Here is a 24910-nt window from a genome sequence, read left to right as displayed (position 1 = left end):
ATTTGCCACAATCATAGCAGGACCCAGTTCACTTCAATAGCAGCATTTTCGATACTCTTACCTGTCCTTCGGCGGAGAGGCGGTAGAAATACACGCCACTCGCAAAACGCGATCCTTCAAATGTGACTTCATGTTTACCCTGATTTTGAAGACCATCGACAAGAGTAGCGACTTCTCTCCCTAACACATCGTACACCTTCAACGTCACGTGACTACCGACTGGAAGTCGGTAGCTTATCACCGTCGTGGGATTGAACGGGTTGGGATAATTCTGGTAAAGCGCAAACGAACTCGGCGCTGTCGATTTGCCTGTCACTTTCGTGGCGGGACTCTTTCCGAGGTAGAACGCGCCTTCGCCGTCCGTGAGGGCGTATGTCGAATCGCCGAACGATAGAAGTGAAGTAGCTATGACACTGTCCAGTCCGTCGTATGACCACGAAGTTCCGTTGTCAGTTGAGAAATAGACTCCGAGTCCCATATAGTTGGCATCTGCAAATCCTGCAAAGAGCACACCGGAGTTGTCAACTGAGAGTGCGGTGACGTATGCAGGCGTGGGTGAAGAAGGGAGAGACAGTGTTGACCAGGTTCCGCCCGATCGACGCATTATTCCCGAACCGGAGGGACCGCCGACAGCAAATACATCTCCATTTGTTCCGGGTACCATCTGTACGAACGAAGGCACGGACGAAGGAACACCGGACGTATCTGCCGCCCAAGTGCCCCCGCCAACGGGTCTTCTCATGACCTTCTTGCCGGAGAGGTTTCCACTGATATAAAGAAAGCCGTTACGGTCAGAAGTCATACACGCGACATAGTTGGTGCTCTGCGTGGGAAAACCTGTCGTGTCGATAGTCCACGAGCCGCTAACTGGTTTGGTCCACAAATCCGGGTTGGTGCCGAAGAATTGGTGACCTCCGCCGTAATGTTGCGCGCCGGTTTCATCAACATAAAACAAACCACCATTTACAGCTGAAAGACCGAGTGTGTCAGGGGACCAAGTGGATCCTGCATCCGTGCTCTTCACGATCGCGATGGCACCGTTGCCGGAATGAAGAAAGATTTCCGGATCGAGCGTGTATATGTTTCCGAGGCCGTCTTTGACAAGAGGAAGTTGACCTTCAAAGCCGTTCTGTGGATAAGTTTTGTCCCACACCGTGTCGGGAGGAGTATTTGAGAATATTCCAAGTGCGGAACTCATGAGGATTTTTCCGGAACCCGTTTTCACCATGCCGGAGAAGTTTTCAGCTTTGATTCCGTTGTTGTTCATCGCCCAGGTTGTTCCTTGATCGGTGCTCACGAACACTCCGAACGAAGTTCCTGCGACAAGGATGCTATCGCCGGACAGCGAATTGATTTGCATGTTTTGGAAACTGGCACTACTTACAATTCGAGTAATAGACGAATCGATTTCCACCCAGGAAGAAGTGCCCCCCATTGATTTGTAGATGTGTGCTCCAAAACTGAAAATCGATGTGCCCGCAGATATGTAGAGATTGTTGTAAGCGTCGTCTGCTATCAAAAGGACTTGATTTGAACCGACCCCGGAAGCGTCGCTGTTCCATGATGCTCCATTATCGGTGCTGATGTACAAGCCGCCGCCGTTTCCGCTGACGAGAATGCGATCTTTCCTGTCGATAAAGACGGAATAGAGATTTGTCGCTTGAGTGAAAAACGTAGCTCTATGCCAGACATTGGAATCCGGATTCTGAATGAAGAGACCGTTGTCAGTTGCGGCATAAACATATTGCAGAGTGTCGAGATTGATGTCTTGTATCTTAGCACCGTTGATGCCGCTCGTGTCAACCTGCCAGGTTTCTACACTGTCTCTTGAAACATATAGTATCGGAGAAGATGAAGACCATGGCGTACCGAGTGCATAAAGGGCGTCGCCCTTGAGTTTTTTCCATCCCGTAGAGTCTTCGGGCGTGGGGACTCTTCTCGAGGAATCGACTTTCATGAGGGGTTCGCCATTCTTATGATCCTTTGTCTGCGAAAGGAAAAGTTCTGCATCCGTCCCGTTGTCCAATAGAACATGTACTATGTCACTAAGTCCCCGGTACGAGAGCAAAATGTTAACGATGTGTGTTCCATATGGTGGTCTATATAACGGAGAGTAATATACACCGGCAGGGGGAGTGTAGACGCCCTGAAAGACCCCATTAGATGTTGAGAGATAGTTCCCATCCGAACCAGTAATTGGGTCGCTGTAGAGGTTTCCCCCAACAGGAGAAGATTGCCCGAATACGGTATTTAGGGAAAACAAAAAAATAACAGATGATCCCAGTAAACTGGTACAGGTGCTTCTTAAGTTGAACATCATAGATTCCCCTTCCGTTATTTGACCAACATTAGCTTCTTCGTCGAAATGAATTTCTTCCCATCATTACCTGTCGCTTCGAGTTTGTAGAAATAAACTCCGCTCGCATATCGCGACGCATTGAAAGTAATCGAATGCTCACCGGAAATTTGAAGTCCGTCCACTAGGGTGGCTACTTCTCTTCCAAGGACATCATATATCTTCAAAGTCACGCGACTGACGACTTGAAGTCGGTAGCTTATCGAGGTCGTCGGATTGAACGGGTTCGGATAGTTCTGGAATAACGCGAAAGAACTCGGCGCGTTTGACATTTGTTTCACGCCGAGTGCGCCGGTTCTTGCCAAGGTATACAAACCGTCATAGTACGTTACCGCGTAGATCGAATCTCCCGAAGGCACGAGTGCTATTACCGCAATGCTGTCAAGTCCGACACTGGTCCAGGATGAGCCACCGTCTGTCGTGAAATAGACTCCGTGCCACACGTAATTAAAATTAGCTCCCTGTGTGGCAAAGCCGGCAAATAGAGCGCCGGACTTGTCCTCCGCGGTTACGAACGCCGAGTTGCCGCCGAGACCGTTAGGCAAAGAAATGGAGGACCATGTAGTTCCAGTCTTCTTATAGATCCCGCTCCCCCAAGTGCCGGCGTATAGATTTCCGGCCTTGTCAGGAGTTATGCTGTAGATTATCGCACCGTTCAATCCTGCGGTGTCGAGAACCCATGTCCCTCCGGAAAGCGGACGACGGAGAAGTAAGCCTGTGTAGGTTACCGTGTTTGTAATCGCCGCGTACAGATTTCCCTCGCCGTCAACTCCGAAAACATTGGGATAATTCTGCGGTAGGATTCCCCATCCGGTCGTATCAGGCAGCCACGGAGAACCGGATGATTTCACGTAACAGTCCGCGGCGGAACCGGAGAACATATAATGCTGGACCCCGTTCTCATCGGCGAAATATTTGGGAACCTGCCCAGTGCCGATCGCTGTCAGACCGGCAGTGTCCGGAAACCAGGTCGTACCATCATCCGTGCTTTTCCAATTTGTCGGCAGACTTCCATAAACGGAATTATCCAGAAGAGGGCCTTGAGTGTAAAGATTCCCATTCAAGTCTGCATAAATCGCCGTGCCGGTCTCGTATCCATTTGAGGGAAAGACTTTCGTCCATACCGTATCATTTTTCTCTTCGTAATACAGGCCGAGGCTTGTCGAAACAAAATTGCGATCAGAAGATTGCGCGAACCCGAAAAGATTTTCCGCACTGATCCCTTCATTTGCTTCCGACCACGATGTACCGCGGTCTGTGCTCATGAAACAGCCGTAATTCGTCGCGAGATACAAATCGGAGTCGCCATTGATGCTATTGAATGGTGAGCTGTACGAATTAATCGGGTCAAGGATCTTTCCAGTTATCGGAGTATCAATTCTCACCCAAGATGTTGTTCCGCTATCGGACCTAAAAACTCCGGCTCCATCGATGGCGTAAATGTTCCTGAAGATATCATCGCCGAATTTGTTTACGTTATAATTTATCAATCCCGTGCCAAGCGAATTCCACGTGTTGCCGTCGTCGGTGCTGTAGTAGACTCCCGAGTAAGTAGACGCATAGATTCTGTCTATGCGGTCAACGAAGATTGCGTTTACACCGCCGCTAACGCCGCTCACCATCCTCCAACCAGTCGAGTCAGGCGCCTGCTTGAACAGGCCATTCGAAGTTGCGAGGAAAGCATTGAGGAGTGTATCGAGCGCGATGTCATTGAGGAACACGCTTCCTAATCCGGCAGTGTCGATGCTCCATAAATTGGTTGTCGAGTCCCTGTTCACGTAAACGCCGCCTGAGGTGATGGCGTAAATTGCGTCTCCTCCGATCTTGCGCGGAAGCCCAGCGTTGGGATCTAACTTGCCCTTCGAGATAAGTCTTCCGCCGGGGAGCACCATGGCATACACTGAGCCGTCGGTCAGCATGATCAACAGTTCATTCTTATACTGGTCGCCGGACTTGTGTCTTGCATCTTTTATTTCCTGCCCCTTCGGGGGAAAGTCGTAAGATTCCTGTGCCCATCTTGACAATTTCCAATTGCCGGAGCTGTCCTGATAGTATATTCGGACCCCTTTCGCTGTGGTGGTTACTCTCAAGAAAAAGCCGGGTTGGGACTGATAAGGCTGGTCGTGAATGATCGTTTCGTCTATGACCTGATCTCCCGCCGGTGTTTCATCCTGTGCAAGTGCGACATAGCTTGATGACAGCGGGAGAAGAAGAGCGAACGTTGCGACTAGAACTTTTTTCATGTTTTTCCTCTTCGGTTACGATGAGTATGCGGCGTTAGCAACTTGTGGTCTCACGTGTTGAGCGCCAGAGCGCGATGAGGATGCAGGCATAAACCTACCCCGCTCATCGCCCGGATATCCGGCATTCTTTGCGCAGAGTCACTTCTGAACGGCTCAATGTCATGATCAGCTGTGCTATTTTATGAGCATCAGTTTCTTCGTCGATATGAATTTCTTCCCGTCATTGCCCGTCGCTTCAAGCTTGTAGAAATAGACACCGCTTGCATAACGTGACGCATCGAAGGTAACTGAGTGTTTGCCGGAAGTTTGAATCCCATCTATGAGTTTGGCCACTTCCCGTCCCAGTACGTCATATATCCTCAAAGTCACGCGGCTGACGACTGGCAGCTGATAGCTGATTGCTGTTGACGGATTGAACGGGTTGGGATAATTCTGAGAGAGCGAAAAGGTGGCAGGCTGCAATGTCTGAGTCTTTACTGCAGTCACAGGTGTCTTACTTACATAATAAGCTCCTGACGTGCGGGTGAGTGCATAAGTGGAATCACCGAATGAGACTAACGAATTGACATTGATGCTGTCGAGCCCGACGCTTATCCATGTTGTGCCGTTGTCCGTCGTGTAGAATACTCCAAGTCCGTTGTCATTGAAATCGATGAACGAAGCAAATATGGCTCCAGTATTGTCGACGGATACGGAATTAATTGATGGAAAGAAAAGTTGTGAGGGGACAGGAACTTTTGTCCATGTCCCTGCCGACCGCCGCATCAAGATCCCGCCGTTGTAACCGACCACTTCACCGTTCGTGCCGGGGACCATATTATAGAAACTCGTGATTGCGCTTCCCAGACCGTTTGTGTCGACGGTCCATGTCCCGCCTCCGATAGGTCGACGGGCAACCTTTTCCCCGCCGAAATACCCGCTCGCATAGAGGTATCCATGATGATCGGAAGTCATCGACGAGAAGTAACTATAATTCAGATTCGGGAGGCCAGCCGTGTCCAGCGCCCACACCCCGGCGGAAGGCTTCGACCAGATTTGCGAATAATGGATCGAACCGTATAACGAGTTGCAGTAATGTTCCGCACCTGTTTCATCCACGTAGAAGACCGTGCCGCCCACGGCGGATAGGCCAGTGGTGTCAGGTACCCACGTGCTTCCATTGTCTGTGCTTTTAACAATCGGTATCGCTCCCAGCGGATTTTGTCCGAGGCCGGGGTCAAGCGTGAACAGATTTCCAGCGCCGTCCGTAAAAATTCTCAGCTGACCCTGAAAACCATTTTGCGGGTATGACTTCGTCCACGAGGTGGTGGGAGGAGTGTTCTTGAAAATTCCAAGATCGCTGCTTAGGAGTATCGTCCCTGATGCCGTCATTCCCATTCCGTAAATGTTTGAGGCGGGTATGCCTTCGTTGTCGACGGCCCAGGTGGATCCCTGGTCCGTGCTTATGAAAATTCCAAAGTTAGTGGCGGCCAAGAGTGCACTGTCACCCCACAAACTGTTTATGCCAAAGCCGCGAACGGAAATGCTCCGTATCGGTCCGTCTATATTCTGCCACGATCCGCTTCCGCCGCTTGATTTGTAAAGATGGAAAACCGATGTGAACGGATTATCAGTGACAGTGTAAAGGTTTCCGTACGCATCGTCGCTCATGAGGCTCGGCCATTCGCTTCCGATGCCTGATGTATCTTCTGACCATGTTGATCCGTTATCCGTGCTCAGCCATAATCCGCCGCCGTTTCCCGCCACGAGAAATCGATTCTTCCTGTCGATGAAAATCTGATATAGGCTCGACGATCCCGTGAACGACGTGACCTTACTCCATGTGTTTGAATTCGGAGACTGAGTAAAGAGTCCGTGGTCTGTCGCCGCGAATACGTTTTGTGTCCGATCCAAAGCGAAACCGTAAATCTGAGCGCCGCTCAATCCCGTGCTGTCCAATTCCCAGGTCTGTAGCGTATTATCCCTGTTCACAAACAATCCCTGGTTCGAGAGTGAATAAATCGCGTCTCCTTTTATGTCGTCCCAACCGACCGATCCGGACGTGCCGATTTCTCCGACATACACCGAGTCCTTTCCTCCTTCGGCAACACCGAATTTTATCAGGATCACTTTTCCGTTCGTAAACTGGATGATAATTCCTGTTGTGGCCGCCATGGTGTCTTGAGTCATGTATGTCACCTTCGGGGCAAAATGGGCGACAGTCCAACCGTTCGGAATATCAACCCAGCTTTGGCTGCTCCATCCCCTATACCCGATGTTGACCAAAAACCCGTTGCCGGTCTCTGTTATTGGATTATTTCCGAACGGATATTCTGGCGATGGATTGCTCGCGCCAGTCACAGTCGTTATGCTCGTGCCATTGAATCCGCCCGAAATGGGAACAATAAATGTGACCGCCTGTTGTCCCTGACCGAGCGCCGAGCCACCACTTATCGCCATCGTCGCCAGGGACAAGACGAGAATTCTGAGACACTTCACGCCGAATATTGTGCTAAACATTTCTTTCTCCTTGCTGTTCATCTCGTCGCCATGTCTATTTGTAGCGCGCGAGTCCCGCAGGTTCTCTTTACTTCATAAGAACCATTTTTTTAATTGAAGTGAAGTGCTGCCCGTCGGTGCCGGAAGCATCTATCTTGAAATAGTACACGCCGCTCGCGTATCGGCTCATGTCAATCTCGCGGGCGTATCTTCCTCCCTCCAGTTGACCCAGATCGTATTCGGAGACCTGTTGCCCGATAGAATTGAAGACGATCAATTTCACTGAAGAAGTTTCCTTCAAATCGAATCTGACGTTCGTAGACGGGTTGAACGGGTTAGGATAATTCTGGTACAGCGCGTATTCCTTGGGGACATCCACGATGACACTAATAGTGTTGAGGTTGTTTACGCTTCCGTCGGTTGACACGCTCAGGAGCTTATATTCATATTTCCCGCCCGACGCGACCTTCGTGTCGCTGTACTGGTACGACCGGCCGGTCGGACTTGTCCCGAGTCCTTTCAATCTATCGTTACTTGTGTATCCTGATATCAACTTGAAAGATGCCGCGCCCGGGTCGAGTCTCATTATATTGAAACCCGCGATGTCGACTTCCGACTGCGTTTTCCAGCTAATCACGACCTGTCCCTCTCCAGTCGAAGCTGAAAAGGAAGTCACCTCCACCGGCAGCGGCGACTCAGGTCTCGCATCCACCCATACAGTGTCCGGATTAGTCGGGCAGTTGCTTGAATAAAGCAAAAGTGCGACGACATGTGTCGTTCCGGATGCTGTCAGCTTTATGGAGTCTGAAACTGATCCGCCTGCGGGAATCGTGACGCTCGTCGGCGTGATTGAGAACTCGGGACTGGTCGAAGTCACGCTGGTAATATTCAAATCTGCAGATCCAATGTTTTCCAGTGTGACGGTGGTGTCTTTGTGCTGGCCGTCCAAGACGTATCCGAATGAAATAGTGTCAGGTACAATTTTCAGCTTCGGACCGACCACGATAGAACTGTCCAAATAGGCTAAGAGATTTGCCTGAGGAAAATAGTTGGCATTTAGAAATTGTCCACCAACCACGAGAGTGTGGTTCCCGAGTGCGAGCGAGTAGACCGTCGCGGTACCTATGTCTTCGTTCATGTGTGAATTGAACCCCTCGACAGATCCCGTGTTAGGGTTCAGGTACGCAAGCGCGGAACGATTCGGGCTGTATGAGCTGGACATCTGTCCACCGATAATCAGGTCCGTGTCAATCGCAGCGATTGCATAAACGCTCAGGGCGAGTGCGAAATTTGAATTGAACCCCGGGAAAAGCGCGCCCGAAGAGGTGTCGACCGCTGCAAGGCTCTTTACAGACGAGTTACCATCGACGCTGAACAACTGTCCTCCGAGATAGACTTTGTTTCCCAACGTTGCAAGCGCGTAACAGAAATTATCGGGTTCCGGATCCCACGAAGTGAGGAGATCATTCGTGGTGTCGAATGCAGCCGCGTACCCTCGAGCTGTTCCGTTAATGTTAGAAAAGAAGCCGCTGACAAAGACCTTCGTACCTGAGGACGCCATGGACCATACTCCGCCATTATCCAGAGTCGGATGCCACGGGTTGAGGATGCCGGTTGTTTTGTCAATTGCTCCGAGATAACTGCGACTGTTCAAGTCGAGTGAGAAGAAATCTCCTCCGACATACAGCCTGTTTCCCATAACGAGGAGAGATCTGACGATTCCTCCCGCTCTTCCCTGCCACGTCGGACTCTGGATCGGATTTCCACTCGTTGTATCAAACGCCGCTAAGTACGGTATGGAAAGATTACTCGCGCCGACATTTGTAAACTCACCGCCGGCGATCAACTTATCACTAGCGATGACGATCGCATGAACCTGTCCGCCGGTCGCGTTCGGGTTCCACGATGTCAGACGCCCGGTTGCGAAGTCGATACAGGCCAGCCCCTTCCGGGTGGTTGAACCTGCCGACTGCATGTATCCTCCGGCGAATATCGATCCAACGCTTGGAAGGATGGTCCATGGATAATTGTCCAACTTGGCATCCCATGTCGTAGCGTTCCCTGTCGACGTGTCTATCGCTGCCAGGTAGCTTATGCTTCTTCCGCCGATCGACGTGAATGGTCCGCCGACATACAGCTTTGATCCGCAGACGGCCAGTGAGGCGACATTGTTGTTGGGATTCGGACTCCAGGCCGAGGCGAGTCCGGTCCCGGTGTCGATGGCCGCGAGGTTTGTAACAGATCTTCCGCCGATTGATGTGAAGGAACCGCCCACGAAGACGTTGCTGCCTGAGACTGCAAGTACTGTCGCGTAATCCCCGCCGCCGCTCAGAGTCGCGCCGGGATTCCAATTCATCACCACATTTCCCGCCTGGTCAAATTTCACGAGGTCGAGTCGGTTTACGCTGTCGATCATGGAGAACAGCCCCGCCGCATAGAGGTAGCCGCCGGTGTAAATAAAGCTCGATATGTATCCCGAGAAAGACGGAACCGTATTGTAGAAAGACCAGTTCGTCGGATTTCCATTAACGGTATCGACCGAACCTATTGCCAGGTGAGTCTGGCTGTGCAAACTATAAAAGTAGCCCCCGATGTAAACGTATTGTCCCATTTCCTGCAATGCGGTCACTACATTATCAGCCTGCGGGTTCCACGGAAGCAATGATCCGTCTGATTTGTTGAACGCAGCCGCATAACCTCGTTGCTGACCCGCTACCGAATCAAACACTCCGCCGATGTAGACCCGGCTTCCGGTGACACATATCGCTTTGACGAAGCTGTTCGGTTCGGGATCCCACGGATCCAATGTGTGATCCGCACGGATGTGCGCGAGATATTTCCTCAGCACACCGTTGATGTACTTGAACTGTCCGCCGACATACCATCCACCTGATCCGTCCGGAGCGGACGTGAAGAGGTATGTGCCGAGCCCCTCCATAGGATCGAACTTCGGAAACGTCCGGTCAGGTAAGGCTGTGGCAGTGTCGAGCAAAGCTCCTGGCCCGGTGGAATATCCGATCTTTGTAAAGCTCCCGCCCATATAAATCTTTGTGCCGTTGACAATCACCGCGTTCACCTGTCCGTCAAGTGGTGAGTCTAGGGTATCAATTAGTGATTGGGAAAATGCCGCCGCTGCAGGAATGAGCAGAAGCAACAGTTGATTCCGTATGAGGTTCATAAATTTCATTAAGTTCCTTCCTGGCGATTTGAATTTTAATTTGGATAAAGAAAAATGCGGATCGCCGCGTTGACCCGCGTAAATCCGAAAATGGTGGAATTAAATGATCAGATCAGTCGGACGAATGAGAGACGGGTTTCGATTGCTGAGGGGCAAGAATATGTGGTGATGAATGTTCCGGTTGAATCGGGTGAGTAATAAGTTCGATGGGATGACGAAATGAAATTTGTAAAATCTACAAAATTTTCTCTCTTGACTCTCGTGAGAGTTACACTTCCGATGGCGAAATCGTAGAAGGGAGCGTCAGCGTCCCGGCGACTGGTGGGTCGTACTCCCAAAGGTCTTGCGGGGTGTTGAATGTCGCGTGCGAAATCTCTTCCGTGCCGCGCGCCGTCACAATTGGGGGCGGCTGCCAAGCGGCACAATTGAAATGACTGACAACTGAGAAGGAGAGCTAGCGCGAGGATAAAAAGACCGGCAATCCGGATCCGGCCATCATGGTAATCAACTTGCAATCTCTTCAGGTCCTCCTGTATGCTCCTTGTATGAATCAGAGAAATGAGTCTGCGATTCAACCAAAACTAAAAGCAGGAAAATCGGGTGACGTTCTGAATCCCGTATTAAATTTTCCGGGAACGGCAGAAATCAATCACAGCCGGCAAACGAGTTAACGCTCAACGATGGTAAGAAGCTGCCAACACTAGTTTTACTTAGGTGCTAACATTCTTTGGTGGAGGTGAGTTCCGTGGGAAATGGGGCAATGGCTTTATCAAATTCGGGCTGCCGCGCGGCAGGTTCCTAAAGGATGTAGAAGTGGGGCGAGCGGGGCCAAAAGGAGGATTTTAACGGTAATCCTGGATCAGGGAGATGTAATGCCCGGCCTGTACTTTTGATTGAGATCACATATAGGAGTCTTGCCGCGGGTCGTGGCAGGCTATCTCACGTCGAACGTCATCCACTTTCCCGCGATTGCTCCCTGGAGTATATCCTGGACCAGAAGATTCCAACCGACAAAGCCGGTGAAGATGTGGTTCGGTGATTCCTCGGCTGTGGGCGCGAGGGGCGCGCCCGTATCCGCATTGTAGCACTCGTGCATCGATCCGCATGTCCTGATGTCGGCAAGAACCATTTTTGCCAATTCCACGGCGACCAATTTCGGCTCTTCGGTAAACCTATAATTCATCAGCGCGATCATATCGAGATAGTTCGCATTGATCCAGATTGGCCCCTGCCAGTTGGAATACGGATCAATCATGATCTCATTATTATATTCCGGATCCTTTTTCGAGAGACACCTGAACCCATATGGTGCCAGCAACTCATCTTTATTTAACAAATACCTCCGAATCATTTCCCTGCCTTCATTCATCGGAAGGATCTTCTCGATCAAAGGTACGAAGTTAGAATAGCTCACTCGTTTTATTGGTTTGCCGCTGTCGCGCCTGACGTTGAAGAACGACGTGTCGCCCGGAAACCAGAGATACTTGATGATCGAGTTCCTCAGCGTCTCCGCTTTCCCTTCAAAGTAGCTAACGTCGGTTTTGTGGCCGAGCTTCTTCGCGATTCCTGCCATAGCCTCGTATTCTCGAAGTTGAAATGTGTTTATGTCGCAGCCCATTACCTGGTCACGGTCCTTCTCGTCATTTCCTACCGCCGGGTTATTATCCGCGCCGGACTGTACCCCGATGTCCCAGAAGAAGAGATTGTATTTCGGATCAAGCTCGGTCGCTTCTCTGTATGCGATCACTTTCTTCAGGTTGTCATAAATCGGGACCAACCACGAAAAATCTCCGGACCTCTTCGCGACAAGGTAAGCGCCCTGGGAGAGGAATGGTTTCATGGCGAACTTCCCGAAAATCGGTCTCGGACCTTTTGTGTTTATGCATCCCGATACGTAGCCGTTTGAATCGATCGAGTTGACGAAATTCAACACCCACCACCTGAGATATTTGGCATTTTCCTTTTTCTGATTCATGAGATGATTGCCGATAAAAAATCCGTCCCAGTCCCACATCTGCTTGTAGAATCCGGCGGGAATCAAGTAGTCATATTTAAGATATCCCTCCGCGGGCATGATGACTTGAGGTTGGAGTCTCGTATAGGCCGTATCGATTTCCCGGAGAACATCTTTCAGTTCCGCTTTGAGTTTCGAGTGATCGACCGTCTGAGCCGACGCAACAGTTAGCATCGAGAACAGAACAAGTATTGAAGTCCGTGTTAAAAGAGAATCTCTGATGGAAAACATTGATATCCTCTCCTGTATTGAACTGGTGGTTTGCAAGCTGAAGACAATTTTTGAATCACTGCTGTAAAAAACAAACGGAATAATTCAGAAACAGGAAGGGGAATTACCAGACACCAAAGATGGTGCCATCTAGCGAGTGAGACATCCTCGCAGAATGATTCGGGCTATTCGCGCCTTAGTTCTTCCCTCGTGCAAATTCAGATCTCAGGAGATCACCCGCACCGTGGACGATTTCCCGCTGACATGCTGGCGCCACGCGTCGACCCGGACGACTTTGGTCTCGTCTCGGCCAAGAGGCACGGATCAGATCAGATAAGGCAACTGCACCGATATAATTCTTCCAGTAGTCGCAATAATACAACGTGTCGCTAAATACTTTTATCCCCCCGCTGAACCGGGCGGGAGAAAGAAGATTTGGGAGAAAGGATTTCGTCCTCAGGTCGAAGCAGCTAATCTGATCTGCAGACGGGTCGTTGGAGTCTATGGAATAAACGATGCTGTCGCAGATCGTCATGAAGTAGACACTCCTCGAAAACGGCAACGAGTCGATCGGCGTTCCACCCAGTGTGTACTTGTTGAGTGTGAGCTCACCACTCTGCTGCCGGACCAGCACGAAGAGATAGTTGTTAAAAATCGATAGCCCGGCAATCTCCTGGGGATAAATCGAAATCGGCGTGTCGCTTACCAGTCCAGTGGACAAATTGTATCTATAAATGTGGTCGTGACCGATATCGCAATAGACAGCTGTCGAGTCTGCCGCAATGTGGTCTCCGCCACCGTAGTCAAGCAAATCGGCGAGGGTCTTATTATCCAGATCGAACACGTAAAGTCCTTCAGGTCCGTAAGGATGGAAAAACAATTTCGAGCCGTATCGTGCCGCATCCTGAAAAGTGAGATATGATGGAAGCTGGGAATTATCCAGAATGACACAGTCAGTTTTGCAGGGATAAGTTATCAAATCGACGGTCGTATCTACGTCGACGGGCGTTGAACCTCTGGTGTAGTAACGGATCGTCAGTGGCGCCTGAATTCTTGTTGAGTCCAGGGCTACCGTGAAATCGAAGCGAGCCCGATAAGTCAGGGTACTGGAATCATATTCACAGGGAACCGACGATAATTCTCTGAAACTGGTAGAGTCCTTCAAGCCCACGGAGATTCGAGTAACGATCGAACTTCTGACATATTCTCCGGACTCGTGGGTAATGCGTACCACATTGTATCCTGTTAGCTTAAGTATCACCGCGCGGTAATTGGACTCATTGAGATAGGAGCCTGTGGATGACGAAGGAGCTTCAGGATTTTGTTTACAGGAAGCAAGAAATGCAATCAGCATCGAAATTACGATGCTCGCCCTCAGAAAGATGAAGTTTCGAGTCATCTTCACGATAATGCCGCCCTTTGCCTTCTACGGTAATTATAATTCTTCCATCAACAAGAAAAAACATAACGAGCATTTGGCAGATACCACCCATGGAAGTCCTCAGCCAAGATAGACCTTCAACGACGAGCGAACGATCTCAGGAAAAATCGGAAGAGTTTCAAAAGTCAGAAGGTGCTTCCCGATATACCTCGGAGGATTGCAGGGTGCCGAAGGAGAATTTTCCCCCGACAATCACAGGTTGATTCCTTCAGTCCGTATCAATCCGGGACTAGATTGTCTCCGGCCTCTCAATTTTCAAAACATCTCCGTTTGTTTTCCCTCGGGCCTGCGGAACTTGTCAATAGAGAGTTCAGGTTGATCATCGGCAAATCCATGCTTCCTGGACGACGCGTGGAACAACTGGTGTATCGCTTTCGCGGTTTCGCCTTCACCTGACATCCGCTTTCCGAACTCGGGACTATTCAGCTTACCGTGGCGCACTTGCTTTATCCTTTCGAGAATTCTCTTTTCACGGTCAGGAAATTCCCGCCTTATCCAATCGACGAAAAGATCCTTCACCGCATACGGGAGTCTCACCATCTGCATGCTCGCGGTCGTCGCACCGCGGGCGGATGTTTCGCGCAGAATTGACGGGATCTCTTCATCGGTCAGGCCGGGAATGACCGGAGCAACGAGCACGCCGACCGGAACGGATACGTTCCTCAGCATCTCGATTGCCTCAAGCTTCTTCGCGGGCGATGAAGTGCGCGGCTCCATTTTCCGGGTCAATTCCTGGTTCAGACTCGTTATCGACATGGTGACGCTGACAAGGTTTAACTTCGCCAGCTCCGAGAGAATGTCCAGGTCGCGTGTTACCAGGAAGTTCTTGGTCACTATCCCGACGGGATTCCTGAACTCAAGAAAAACTTCCAGGCATTTGCGAGTGATCTTCAGTTTCCTCTCCACCGGCTGATAACAATCGGTGTTTCCCGAAAGGGCCACCACTTGCGGCTCCCAACTTTTCTTCAGGAACGTTTCTCTCAGCAAATCGGGAGCGTCCTGCTTGATCATTATCTTGGTCTCGAAATCAAGTCCGGAAGAGAACCCCAGGAATTCGTGGGACGGACGCGCGTAGCAATAGATACATCCGTGTTCACATCCGCGGTAGGGATTGAGGCTGTACGTAAACCCGATATCCGGGCTGTCGTTTTTTGCCAAAGCGCTTTTCGATGTGTCAGAAAAGAATTGAGTTTCAACCTTCCGCTCAAATTTGTCCTCGTCCGGGAAAAACCTGTTGTCATCATCGCTGGGAATGAGTTCAATTTCCTCGAACCTGTTCTTCGGGTTGAATCCGGAACTCCTTCCCGGCAATTTTAGATTGGTCATCTTGTCCTCATGGTAGCTAACCCTTTCGAAATCATCAATAGTTCCTGACTTTTTGTTTGATGGTCGTCCGAAGATTAAATTCAAACGAGACCCCTTGCCGGGGTCGGCACCGATTGAAAGCTTTCAGGTGTCGAGCAAAGACTCTGCAAATGAGAGGACAAAAATAAAATGCACCGACTAATGATAATTGTATTCATAGTTGCTGCTGCTGCCCAGATATCGTTGAGTCAACCGAAGCTGATAGCCGTGGGCTCAGGGGTGATAGATGCCGGGAGTGTGTATAATACGGGCAAATCGGTCGAAGTGTTTTTCCGGCTCAAGAATGACGGCGACAAACCCGTTCACATTTCCCAGGTGAGAACAAGTTGTGGATGCACGGCCGCACTCTTGTCCGACAGTGTTCTCGCGCCGGGGCAGAAGACAAGCATCAAAGTCGACTTCAACCCGACGGGATACATCGGTGACGTAACAAAGAATATCTACGTAGTCAGCGACGACCCGTCGAACCACATGTTGACACTTGAACTTCATGCCCACATATCATACGCATTGCAGGCGACTCCCAACTTCATATTATTCCCGAACGCCAAAGTCGGCGAGACAGACAGCGCCTTCGTCACGCTGACAAACACATCTTCCGGCAGCATGGAAATCCTCAGCGTCGAACCTGACAGAAATGAAATCACTTCAAGTTTCGACCGTAGGGTGGTCGTTCCGGGTGAAAATGTTGATTTGAAGTTGTTCGTTCGCGGGGAAAAGGCTGAAGCGCTTTCGGGGATCGTGCAGGTTAAGACAACGAGTGAACTTCAACCGGTCCTTGTCTTAAGATACTACGCGGTGATACGGTAATTCGGACGAAGTTTTTCGCGGGTGCTCGGGGCTCTATCTCCCGCCAGTGGTGAGGTACTGCTGCCAGTTGTCATCCCTGATTTCATTTCGAGCGGTCGAGTTCACGAGAACGAAATCGCCGAAGCCGTTGCGGTCCACAAAATCGAAAGTCACGCCTCCCTCCAGGGAATTGTAATACCAGATCTCGTAAGGCTTGGAGTCCATCTCGTTGGGATGTCTATCGACCTGGTCAGGTGGTCCGTACATTATATATACTCTGCCGCGGTCGGTGTGCCACCCTTCATGGCTCCCGGCGCCGAAGTGGTCATCAGCGTATGCGACGCGCTCGAGATACTGACGCCGCGAATCGTCCACAGGTGACACAGGATTTGTGTTTCGTTTGTTCCAGAACTCGAAAATGAATCTCCTCTTTGCTTCGGTCCCACTCAGCTTCTGATATTGATCTCGCTCGGTGCTTGTCGACAAATAGTATGCCTCTTCGAATTCCTTGTCGATCTGTTCTTCGCCCATCGAACTGAAGACACTTGACACAAGCGGCGAAGCGGCCGCACCGGAAGACTGTTCGAGCGGAGAACCGAGAGAAGGATTGTACACGAAAAGTCGTTTGGTAGATGTGGCCGAAGTGTTCGCACCCGAATCGCTTACGGTGAAGATGAGGGAATAGCTCCCCGTTTTCAAATTTGATGCGTTTATCGTCCCCACTTCAACACTCGACGATCCGAACTTCCGCCTGTTCTTGGTGGAAGATCTGTGCACTTCTCCGAAGCTGTCACGAAGCTGGTATGATACCGTAAAGATGCTGTCGCCGATCCCCTCCTCGATGTTATAGACCTCAACATAGTAAAAAATTATCGGCATGCCTGCACCGTACATGCAGATGGGATTCGGGATCACGTGATATGTATTCTTGTAAAAAATATCACTGGCGCCGGGTTCTGATGGCGAGATCGTGGAGCAAAGTTCAATGTCGCTCGTTGCGAGTTTATGAGACGGAAATTTGCCCGCTTCAATTTCCTGGGTCACACTGTCGACGATTGACAAGTCACTGACGTCCGTTACCTGCACCCGCATGAAATACCTTCCCGTGGGGATTATGGCCCCGGCCTGGCTTACAAGATCACGCGCCAGTGCAACCTGGGATGTGTCCCGGACAACGACCGGCACCCTCCATCCCTTTGTGAACCCGGAGCTGTCTCTCATTTGCGGCACAAAGTTGACGAAATAGACAAGAGTGTCGCGAAACGTCGAGTCACGTTCTTGAAAATGGAGTTCGCTCGCGTTGAAACTGTAATACAACTCGAGGTAATCCATGGTTGAATCATAGCGAAATACTGCGTAATCAAAATTAACGTGAACGGGTTGCGAATGGGCATTCGGCAAGAGAACTGCGATAACAAGGAACAATCCGGTGATGAAAAGTCTGGTTGTCTTCATGATTGGAGTTAATGAAATCTTTTGTCAGTCACTGCAAGCTCAGGGCAGCCGCGGTCAACCCGAGTCTCCAAAGACAAAAAGACTCGGTGAGGCATTCTATCTATGTCCTGATTATCGATCAACTTCTGCAACTTAATCTCATTGTGTCTAACGATTAAGCCATCCCGTTTTTCTTGATCACGTCTTTCGCGATTACCAGGCGCTGGATTTCATTTGTTCCTTCAAAGATCCTGTTGATTCGTGAGTCGCGATAGAATCTTTCTATAGGCATCTCACGTGAGTATCCCATCCCGCCGTGAATCTGAACCGCGCAGTCAGCAACGAAGTCGAGCGATTCGGAGCAGAACAATTTGACTATGGCAGACTGGCGTGAGATCGACTTCCCCGCTTCGTAGGCGGCGGCGGTCCGGTAGACTATAGATTCCATGCAATAGATTCTTGTTGCCATGTCTGCGAGCATCCACTGGATAGCTTCAAAGTTGGCGATCGCCGAATCAAACTGTTTCCTTTCTTTTGCGTACTTCGTGGACAATTCGAGCAGCTCCTTCGCTGCCCCTGTGCAGGCGGCGCCAAGTCCGAGTCGGCCGGCATCGAGCGTCTTCATCGCGACGAGGAATCCCCGACCGTCCTGACCGATTATGTTCTCAGGGGGAACATGGACATTTTCCAGGCTTATGGGAGCGGTTGCGCTTCCTCTTATCCCCATCTTCTTTTCAGGCGGGCCAGCCTGGTACCCTTTCCATTTGGTCTCGACAACAAAGCCGGTTATGCCGCGCTCGGTCCGCGCGAAAAGCGCGACCACATCCGCTATCGAACCGTTGGTGATCCACATTTTCTCGCCATTGAGAATCCATTCCTTGCCGTCGAATTCGGCCCGCGTGCGGAGATTGAACGAGTCAGATCCCGCAAGGACTTCGGTAAGCGCAAACGCGCCGATCATTTTACCTTCTGCAAGAGGAACGAGATATTTTTTCTTCAGCGCCTCGCTTCCTCCGATGAAGATCGCGTTCGAGCCGATGGATTCGTGAGCGCCGATGAAAGTCGCGGTCGACATGCACGCATGGGCGATTTCTTCCTGCATGAGACAGTAACCCACCTCTCCGAATCCGCTGCCGCCGTATTCGGGCGGGAACGCGACTCCCAGGAATCCGAGCTCACGAAGTCTATTGATAATATCGTCGGGTATTCGTTCTTCACGATCGATCTCCTGCGCCCGCGGTCGGAGCTCCGAGTTCACGAAATCACGGACGGTTTCCCTGAGCATTTTCTGTTCGTCGGTAAATTCAAAATCAGTCATTCAGCCTCCCAAGACAAATTGGTTACAGTCCCTGTCCAATTAAACAAAAACCCTTAGACGATCAGGATCCCCCTTTTTGGCCGACGTAGCTCACAATATCCTCGCCGCCGTCGACTCCGACAACGTTACCCGAAATCCAGTGGGCATTCTCATCGCAAAGCAACACGATCGCCTTGGCTACATCCTCAGGAGTAGTGAGTCTGCCGCCGGGATTTTTCGAACGGGCGACGTGCAGCATTTCGGTGTTCCCGGGTATCTTCCTGAGCGCCGGCGTGTCCGTAACACCTGCCATTATAGCGTTCGCAGTGATTCCCATCGGTCCCAGCTCCACGGCGAGCTGCCTGATGTGGGATTCGAGACATGCTTTCGCTGCGGATACCGCACCGTAGAAAGGAATCGCCGTGTGTCCGCCCGAGCTTGTCATCGCGAATATTCTTCCGCCCTTTTTGATGAGCCCGCGCATCATCATTCCCTGAGTCCAGTAAACAAGACTGTGTGCCATCACGTCGAGCGTCATTTCCATCTGAGCCTTGCTTACGATTTCCTCTTGGTTCTTGCCGATAAACTGCTTCAGCGTTCCGAATGCAAGCGAATGAAGCAATACTCTCACGGTCGAACTCGAATCCTTGGAGAACTGTTCCGCTATTTCGTCCAGGACCTCATCTTGCTTTATTGGGTCGGCTGCATTTATGTTAAAGAAAACGGCCTGACTTCCGGCATGCTTGATGTCCTTGATAATCTGCTGCACAGCAGGCATGGTTCCGGCACGGTCCAGGTGGACTCCAAAAATATTCATCCCATGCCTTGCAAGCTCAACGGCAGTTGCTCCGCCGAATCCGCTTGATGCTCCCAGAATGATCGCCCACTCCGTCGGCTTGAACCGAAATTCCTGTTTCATCCCTTCCTTCTCCTTAGCGATAAATCCATTTCGAAACATAAGATAGATGATCGAGACGGAAAGTCAAAGACAGCGATTGAGGCGCGACAGTGGCGCAACTTGCGCAAGCCGGCGGAATCAGATTTGTCGATCAACACAACCATCCCTCTCGTCTTTCGCACATTCAGGTAGATTCGTGGTTCCCAATCGGGCCTCAGTCGTGCAACACAGGTCGAATCAAGTAAATTGATTTTCAGGCGCATCACGGTTATATTTTTTCGCTTAAGTGAATGGCCGGAAGGAAATAGCTAGAAAGTTCCGGCTGTTTCTACGTTTATCAAGAGTTTTAAACTTTGTGCGAGAGGAAAATTTCCTAAAATGCCGATAATGACGAAAATGCGGGAGAACATGCCCGCGATCCTGATAGGACTTGCGATACTCTTCATCGCTATGATCATATTTGATTGGGGCATGGACCTGGCCGGGCGCCGCGGTAGTGGACAGTTTCAGGCGAACAACGTGGGTAAGGTCAATGGTCAGGAAATTACATACCAGGATTTCGACAAACTGTACCAGAGTGCACTCGATAATTATAAGAACAGCACCAAACAGGATCCCGACGACCAGACCACGGCACAAATCCGTGACCAGGTGTGGGACGGGCTGGTGAATCAGATTCTCATCAAGAAGGCGGCAGAGCAATTAAACATAACAGTCACCGACCAGGAGCTCGTCAATTGGGTAAGGAACGATCCTGAGTCGCTGCCGGATGTCATTAAGAAAAATTTCGAAGACTCCACCGGTCATCTGGACATGCGGATATTGCAGGCTGCTCTTTCAGATAACAGGCCGGAAGTAATTCAATTCTGGAAGAGTGTACAGGACTACCTGCGTGAACAAAGACTGCAGGAGAAACTTACGAGCAGATTGTTCGCCGCTGTTAGAATTCCCGAAAGCGAGCTGAGGACTCAGTTTGCCCAACAAACCGTAAAGTATGATGCCGGTTTTATACAATTTCCGCCGGCTCTCCTGATCCCTGACTCATCCATTCAAGTCAGCGAGTCAGAGATGAGGGATTATTATTCAGCGCACCAGGAGGATTACAGGACGCAGCCTACGCGTCGTCTCAAGTATGTCACGATTCCGGTTCAGGCCTCTTCAGGCGACTCGGCCGAGGTTGAGTCGGAGATGAAGCGAGTCGCGGCGCTTGCCAATTCCAAGACCGATTTCCTCGAGCTGGTGAAAGAGTATTCAGAGAATCCTTACGATGATAAATTTGTAAGCCACGGGCAGATAGACCCGGCCCTCGAGGAGAAGGCCTTTTCTGACAAGCCTGGCGCAATCGACGGTCCGATTCTTGCGACCGACGGATACCATCTCATCAAGGTGATCGACGAACAAACCGGAAAGAACGAGTACGTTCACGCCGCTCACATTCTATTACACTTGATCCCGGGACCGGACTCGATGGCGACTTACAAGCAAGCTCAGGGAATCATCAAGCAAGCGAGGAGCGGCGGAGATTTCGCAGAACTCGCGAAACAATATTCTCAAGATCCCGGATCTGCTCAAAAGGGTGGAGACATCGGCTGGTTCGGCAAAGGAATGATGGTCAAGCCTTTTGAAGACGCGGCCTTCAAAGGAAGTGTCGGCCAGATAGTTGGTCCGGTACGAACGCAGTTCGGACTTCACATCATCAAGGTCCTGGGAAAAGACTCGCGAGAGCTGAAGATAGCCGATCTAAAAATGAGCATCAAGGTTTCGCAGCAAACCAAGGACGCGTTGAAACAGCACGCCGAAGATTTCATCTACATCGTGAAACAGGATGGATTCGATAAGGCAGCGAACACGATGAACCTGCGAGTGAACCAGACCCCATCTTTTTCAAAGGGCACATTCGTCCCTGGAGTCGGGAGCAATGAAGACCTGGTCAAGTGGGCGTTCAGTGGAAGGCTTGGCGACGTCAGCGACGCGATGCCGCTGAGCCAGGGACTGAGCGTATTCATGATCAGCGATGTCAAAGATGCAGGCGTAACTCCGTTCGAGCAGGTGAGCGTCCAGATCAAGAATCAGGTTCGGCGTGAGAAGCAATTCAGCAAGACCCAGGATTACGCGAACCAACTAAGGCAAAAGTTGACGGCCGGCGATAGTCTGAACAGATTGCTGCAGTATGATTCGAGACTCCGTTACGCATCTACCGGTCAATTTGGGCCAACTGGTTTCGTTCCCGGTGTTGGGAGAGATTTCAGCTTCGTGGCGGAAGCGGAAAGATTAAAAGTCGGGGAGATCTCAAAGGCGATAAACGGTACCGGAGGAGTCTACCTCATTCAGCTTCTGAGCAAAGTGCCGTTCGATTCGGCCACGTACAGAATTCAGCGAGTGACCCTGATGCAGCAGCTGATGCAGCAGGAAAAATCCCGAATCGTGAACGACTGGCTGACTAACTTGAAAGAGACCGCTTCCATAGAAGATAACCGTGCGAAGCTTTTCAAGTGAGCTCATACTAATTTTATCGCTCGGTCCGATTTGCCTCGGGTCGGCATACGGTCAGATTCATTCCGATCTATACGAGGGCCCGGTACAAGTCGGGATCTTTGGGGATCTTGTCACTTCCGCACGTCTTTATCCTGCCTCCCGCGATGCTGATCCGACGATCAGTGAAACATATTACGGGCTTGGACTTTTTCTTTCAGAGGGACTGGACCTCAGAATGTCCCTGAACCGCTCCAACTCCATCGGAATCGTCCTTCAACCGCTTCATCTCAACAAGACAACTTCGACGATCTACGGGTATGACAAGGCGGGAAATTATTTAGGTGTGCCGGTAAACGATGGATTCACGATCTACGCAGTGGAGGTCAACGGCTATTTCAGGATCCCTGTTGTGGGTGATGCATGGAGCATATACCTCGGAGGCGGCCCCGCGGTTTATCTTGGGCGGAGAGTTCTGGCAGTGGGAAATGCCGAGGCCGTAACACCGTACGCCACAGCGGCCGGGATTCAGGTTCTAGCCGGTGTTTCATTTATGTTCGCTGACCACTTCGGCGTAAGAAGTGAACTTAAGTTCAGATCGCCGGAACTCAATACAGTTTCAACTTTCAATTCTTCATACACGGTCTACGACGGTGTCCGCGTGTCTTTACCTGGAACGCTATATTCCAAAGTGAATGTCGACGGGACAGATTTCACTCTGGGTGTTTTCTTTGAGCCTTGACTGATCGACACGGATCGTTCAAAACTGAGATCGTCCCGATTAACGTCGCGGGAAGACATTACTCCATCGAGCGTGTTGCGGAAATCGACTCGCTGCTCGACAAAATCACGCCGGAACAATTTCTTGAGGACGAGAGACTTCCGTACTGGGCTCAACTGTGGGCTTCCTCCATCGCACTCGCCGAATACATTCTCCGGAATAAAATCACTGCGGACTCATTCATCGAACTCGGATCTGGGCTGGGACTAGTTTCACTTGCAGCTGCAGAGAGTTTTCCTTCCGTAGCCTGCACAGACTATGAGTCTTCTGCTCTGGAATTTGCCGAGAGAAACGTAGCACGGAACTGCAGCAAGAGCGGAGGAGTCAGATACGAGTTGCTCGATTGGAGAATACCACCGGCGATTGGGATGTTCGACGTTGTGGCTGCAGCCGATGTATTATACGAGAAACGGAATATCGATCCGGTGTTACAGTTCCTTGTCACTCATACGAAGGAGTTCGCGTTGATCGCTGATCCGCACAGGACGACGGCGGACAGGTTCTTTGAAATGGCAGAGAAACACTTTGAGATCGAATTAGAAGAGATAGATGTGACTCTGGATGACGTTAAGACCGGGGTGAGGATCTGCAGGCTTACGCCGCGCCGACGATAGTCTGGTCGCGCGTTGCTCCCACTGAAATGAGACCGGCCGGGATCTCCAGGTAACTCTCGATGAATTCGATGTAAGAGCGGCAATTCTTCGGCAGGTCCTGCATTTTCTTCGCACCAGAAATTTTCGATTTCCAACCGGGTAATGATTTGTAGTCGGGTTCGATGTCTTCGATCGTGCAAAGATCGAGCGGGAATGACTTGAGCGGCTTTTTGTTGTAGTTGTACCCGACGCAGACTTTTATCTCGTCGAGGTCATCGAGTACGTCCAGTTTGGTGAGCGCGATGTTCTCGATGCCGTTCACCATTACGGAATATCTCAAGCTGAAGAGATCGAGCCATCCACACCTCCTCGGACGGCCTGTCGTAGCTCCGTACTCACCGCCCGTCTTCCTCAGCATTTCCCCGATCGCGTTGTCCTGCTCAGTCGGGAAAGGACCGTTCCCCACCCTTGTCGTATATGCTTTCGCGACGCCGATCACAGAATCTACAGCTGTAGGCGGTATCCCGAGGCCGGTACACGCGCCTCCGCTTGTGGGATTCGAAGAGGTCACATAAGGGTACGTTCCAAAATCGACGTCGAGCATCGCACCCTGCGCGCCTTCCGCTAGAACGCGCTTACCTGATTTCAGTTCCTGGTTGAGATACAACGCAGTGTCCTTTATGTATTGGTCAAGAAGCGTGTCGTAATGGAGGTACATGTCGACAATCTCTTCGACATTGAGTTCAGACGAGTGATAGATCATGCTGAGTATCTGGTTCTTGTCGTCGATATTTGCCCGGATTTTTTTCACGAGGGTGTCTCGGTGAAGCAGATCGACCAATTTAATCCCGGTTCTTGCGAACTTGTCGATGTAGGCCGGTCCAATTCCGCGTCCCGTGGTGCCGATCTTCGATGCACCTTGCTCCTTGAGTGAATCGATGAGTTTATGATAAGGCATGATGAGGTGCGCGTTGTGAGAAATAAAAAGACGGCCGGTAACATCTATCCCGTGCGATTTGAGAAGCGACACTTCGTCAAGGAAAGCTTGTGGATCGAGGACAACGCCGTTTCCGATGACGCACACTACTTTCCGGTGGAGGATCCCGGACGGAATAAGATGGAGAACGTATGTCTTGCCGTCCACCACCACGGTATGTCCCGCGTTGGCGCCTCCCTGATATCTCGCGACGATATCGACATTTTCACTGAGGAGGTCAACGATTTTCCCCTTGCCTTCGTCGCCCCACTGGGCACCCACAATGACTTTAACGGACATTGCATTCTCCAAATTTGCCTTAAGAGATATTCCAGAGCCCTTGCACAAAAAAAGCCCGCGTGCCGGGGGCCGCGGGCGCACTCAG

At 50.8% G+C, this 24910-nt stretch carries 15 protein-coding genes; 4 read left to right on the top strand and 11 right to left on the bottom strand.

Annotated elements, in window-relative coordinates; translation table 11 throughout:
• Positions 1–28: 28 nt before the first annotated feature.
• The 7 genes from VIS48_07910 to VIS48_07880 all read right to left on the bottom strand — a co-directional run bounded on the left by VIS48_07910 (position 29) and on the right by VIS48_07880 (position 15246).
• On the bottom strand, positions 29–1957 hold the full coding sequence (locus VIS48_07910; GenBank protein HEY9166068.1) for a T9SS type A sorting domain-containing protein: 1929 nt from the start codon (positions 1955–1957) through the stop codon (positions 29–31).
• A 377-nt stretch (positions 1958–2334) separates the two neighbouring features.
• Positions 2335–4599 carry a T9SS type A sorting domain-containing protein gene (locus tag VIS48_07905; protein HEY9166067.1) on the bottom strand — a complete coding sequence of 755 codons (2265 nt, stop codon included), beginning with the start codon at positions 4597–4599 and terminating at the stop codon, positions 2335–2337.
• Positions 4600–4773: 174 nt separating this feature from the next.
• On the bottom strand, positions 4774–7098 hold the full coding sequence (locus VIS48_07900; protein ID HEY9166066.1) for a T9SS type A sorting domain-containing protein: 2325 nt from the start codon (positions 7096–7098) through the stop codon (positions 4774–4776).
• A 67-nt stretch (positions 7099–7165) separates the two neighbouring features.
• Positions 7166–10264 (bottom strand): T9SS type A sorting domain-containing protein, encoded by a 3099-nt coding sequence (locus VIS48_07895; protein HEY9166065.1) that lies wholly within the window; start codon positions 10262–10264, stop codon positions 7166–7168.
• A gap of 925 nt (positions 10265–11189) precedes the next feature.
• Positions 11190–12500, bottom strand: a complete 1311-nt coding sequence (locus tag VIS48_07890; GenBank protein HEY9166064.1) for a trehalase family glycosidase — start codon at positions 12498–12500, stop codon at positions 11190–11192.
• Positions 12501–12675: 175 nt separating this feature from the next.
• A complete protein-coding gene (locus tag VIS48_07885; GenBank protein HEY9166063.1) occupies positions 12676–13884 on the bottom strand; it encodes a hypothetical protein in 1209 nt (402 codons plus the stop codon).
• A 291-nt stretch (positions 13885–14175) separates the two neighbouring features.
• Positions 14176–15246, bottom strand: a complete 1071-nt coding sequence (locus VIS48_07880; protein ID HEY9166062.1) for a PA0069 family radical SAM protein — start codon at positions 15244–15246, stop codon at positions 14176–14178.
• 168 nt (positions 15247–15414) lie between these two features.
• On the opposite strand from VIS48_07880, the gene VIS48_07875 reads away from it, so the two are divergent.
• Entirely contained in the window at positions 15415–16095 is a 681-nt protein-coding gene (locus VIS48_07875; protein HEY9166061.1) for a DUF1573 domain-containing protein, read from the top strand.
• Between the two features lie 33 nt (positions 16096–16128).
• On the opposite strand, the gene VIS48_07870 is transcribed toward VIS48_07875, so the two are convergent.
• The 3 genes from VIS48_07870 to VIS48_07860 form a co-directional block, all read right to left on the bottom strand.
• Positions 16129–17529: a GWxTD domain-containing protein gene (locus tag VIS48_07870; protein HEY9166060.1), complete on the bottom strand. Its 1401-nt coding sequence runs from the start codon at positions 17527–17529 to the stop codon at positions 16129–16131.
• Between the two features lie 154 nt (positions 17530–17683).
• Positions 17684–18826: an acyl-CoA dehydrogenase family protein gene (locus tag VIS48_07865; GenBank protein HEY9166059.1), complete on the bottom strand. Its 1143-nt coding sequence runs from the start codon at positions 18824–18826 to the stop codon at positions 17684–17686.
• Between the two features lie 61 nt (positions 18827–18887).
• Positions 18888–19724 carry an SDR family oxidoreductase gene (locus VIS48_07860; GenBank protein ID HEY9166058.1) on the bottom strand — a complete coding sequence of 279 codons (837 nt, stop codon included), beginning with the start codon at positions 19722–19724 and terminating at the stop codon, positions 18888–18890.
• A gap of 357 nt (positions 19725–20081) precedes the next feature.
• Here VIS48_07860 and VIS48_07855 point away from each other — a divergent pair, with 357 nt between their 5' ends.
• Genes VIS48_07855 through VIS48_07845 form a run of 3 tightly spaced genes read left to right on the top strand, consistent with a single transcriptional unit; the run spans position 20082 to position 23570 of the window.
• A complete protein-coding gene (locus VIS48_07855) occupies positions 20082–22199 on the top strand; it encodes a peptidylprolyl isomerase (GenBank protein HEY9166057.1) in 2118 nt (705 codons plus the stop codon).
• The gene (locus VIS48_07850) at positions 22180–22917 is read left to right on the top strand and encodes a hypothetical protein (GenBank protein ID HEY9166056.1); all 738 of its coding nucleotides are present in this window, start codon (positions 22180–22182) and stop codon (positions 22915–22917) included. Before VIS48_07855 ends, VIS48_07850 begins: the two co-directional genes overlap by 20 nt.
• The gene (locus VIS48_07845) at positions 22914–23570 is read left to right on the top strand and encodes a methyltransferase (protein HEY9166055.1); all 657 of its coding nucleotides are present in this window, start codon (positions 22914–22916) and stop codon (positions 23568–23570) included. Before VIS48_07850 ends, VIS48_07845 begins: the two co-directional genes overlap by 4 nt.
• On the opposite strand, the gene VIS48_07840 is transcribed toward VIS48_07845, so the two are convergent.
• A complete protein-coding gene (locus VIS48_07840) occupies positions 23551–24825 on the bottom strand; it encodes an adenylosuccinate synthase (GenBank protein HEY9166054.1) in 1275 nt (424 codons plus the stop codon). The two genes, VIS48_07845 and VIS48_07840, sit on opposite strands and share 20 nt — an antisense overlap.
• Between the last annotated feature and the right edge of the window lie 85 nt (positions 24826–24910).

The organism is Candidatus Kryptoniota bacterium (genome assembly GCA_036567965.1).
Taxonomy (GTDB): domain Bacteria; phylum Bacteroidota; class Ignavibacteria; order Kryptoniales; family JAKASW01; genus JAKASW01.
The sequence above is the reverse complement of the archived record's forward strand: the minus strand, read 5'-3'. Positions and strand labels throughout refer to the sequence as shown.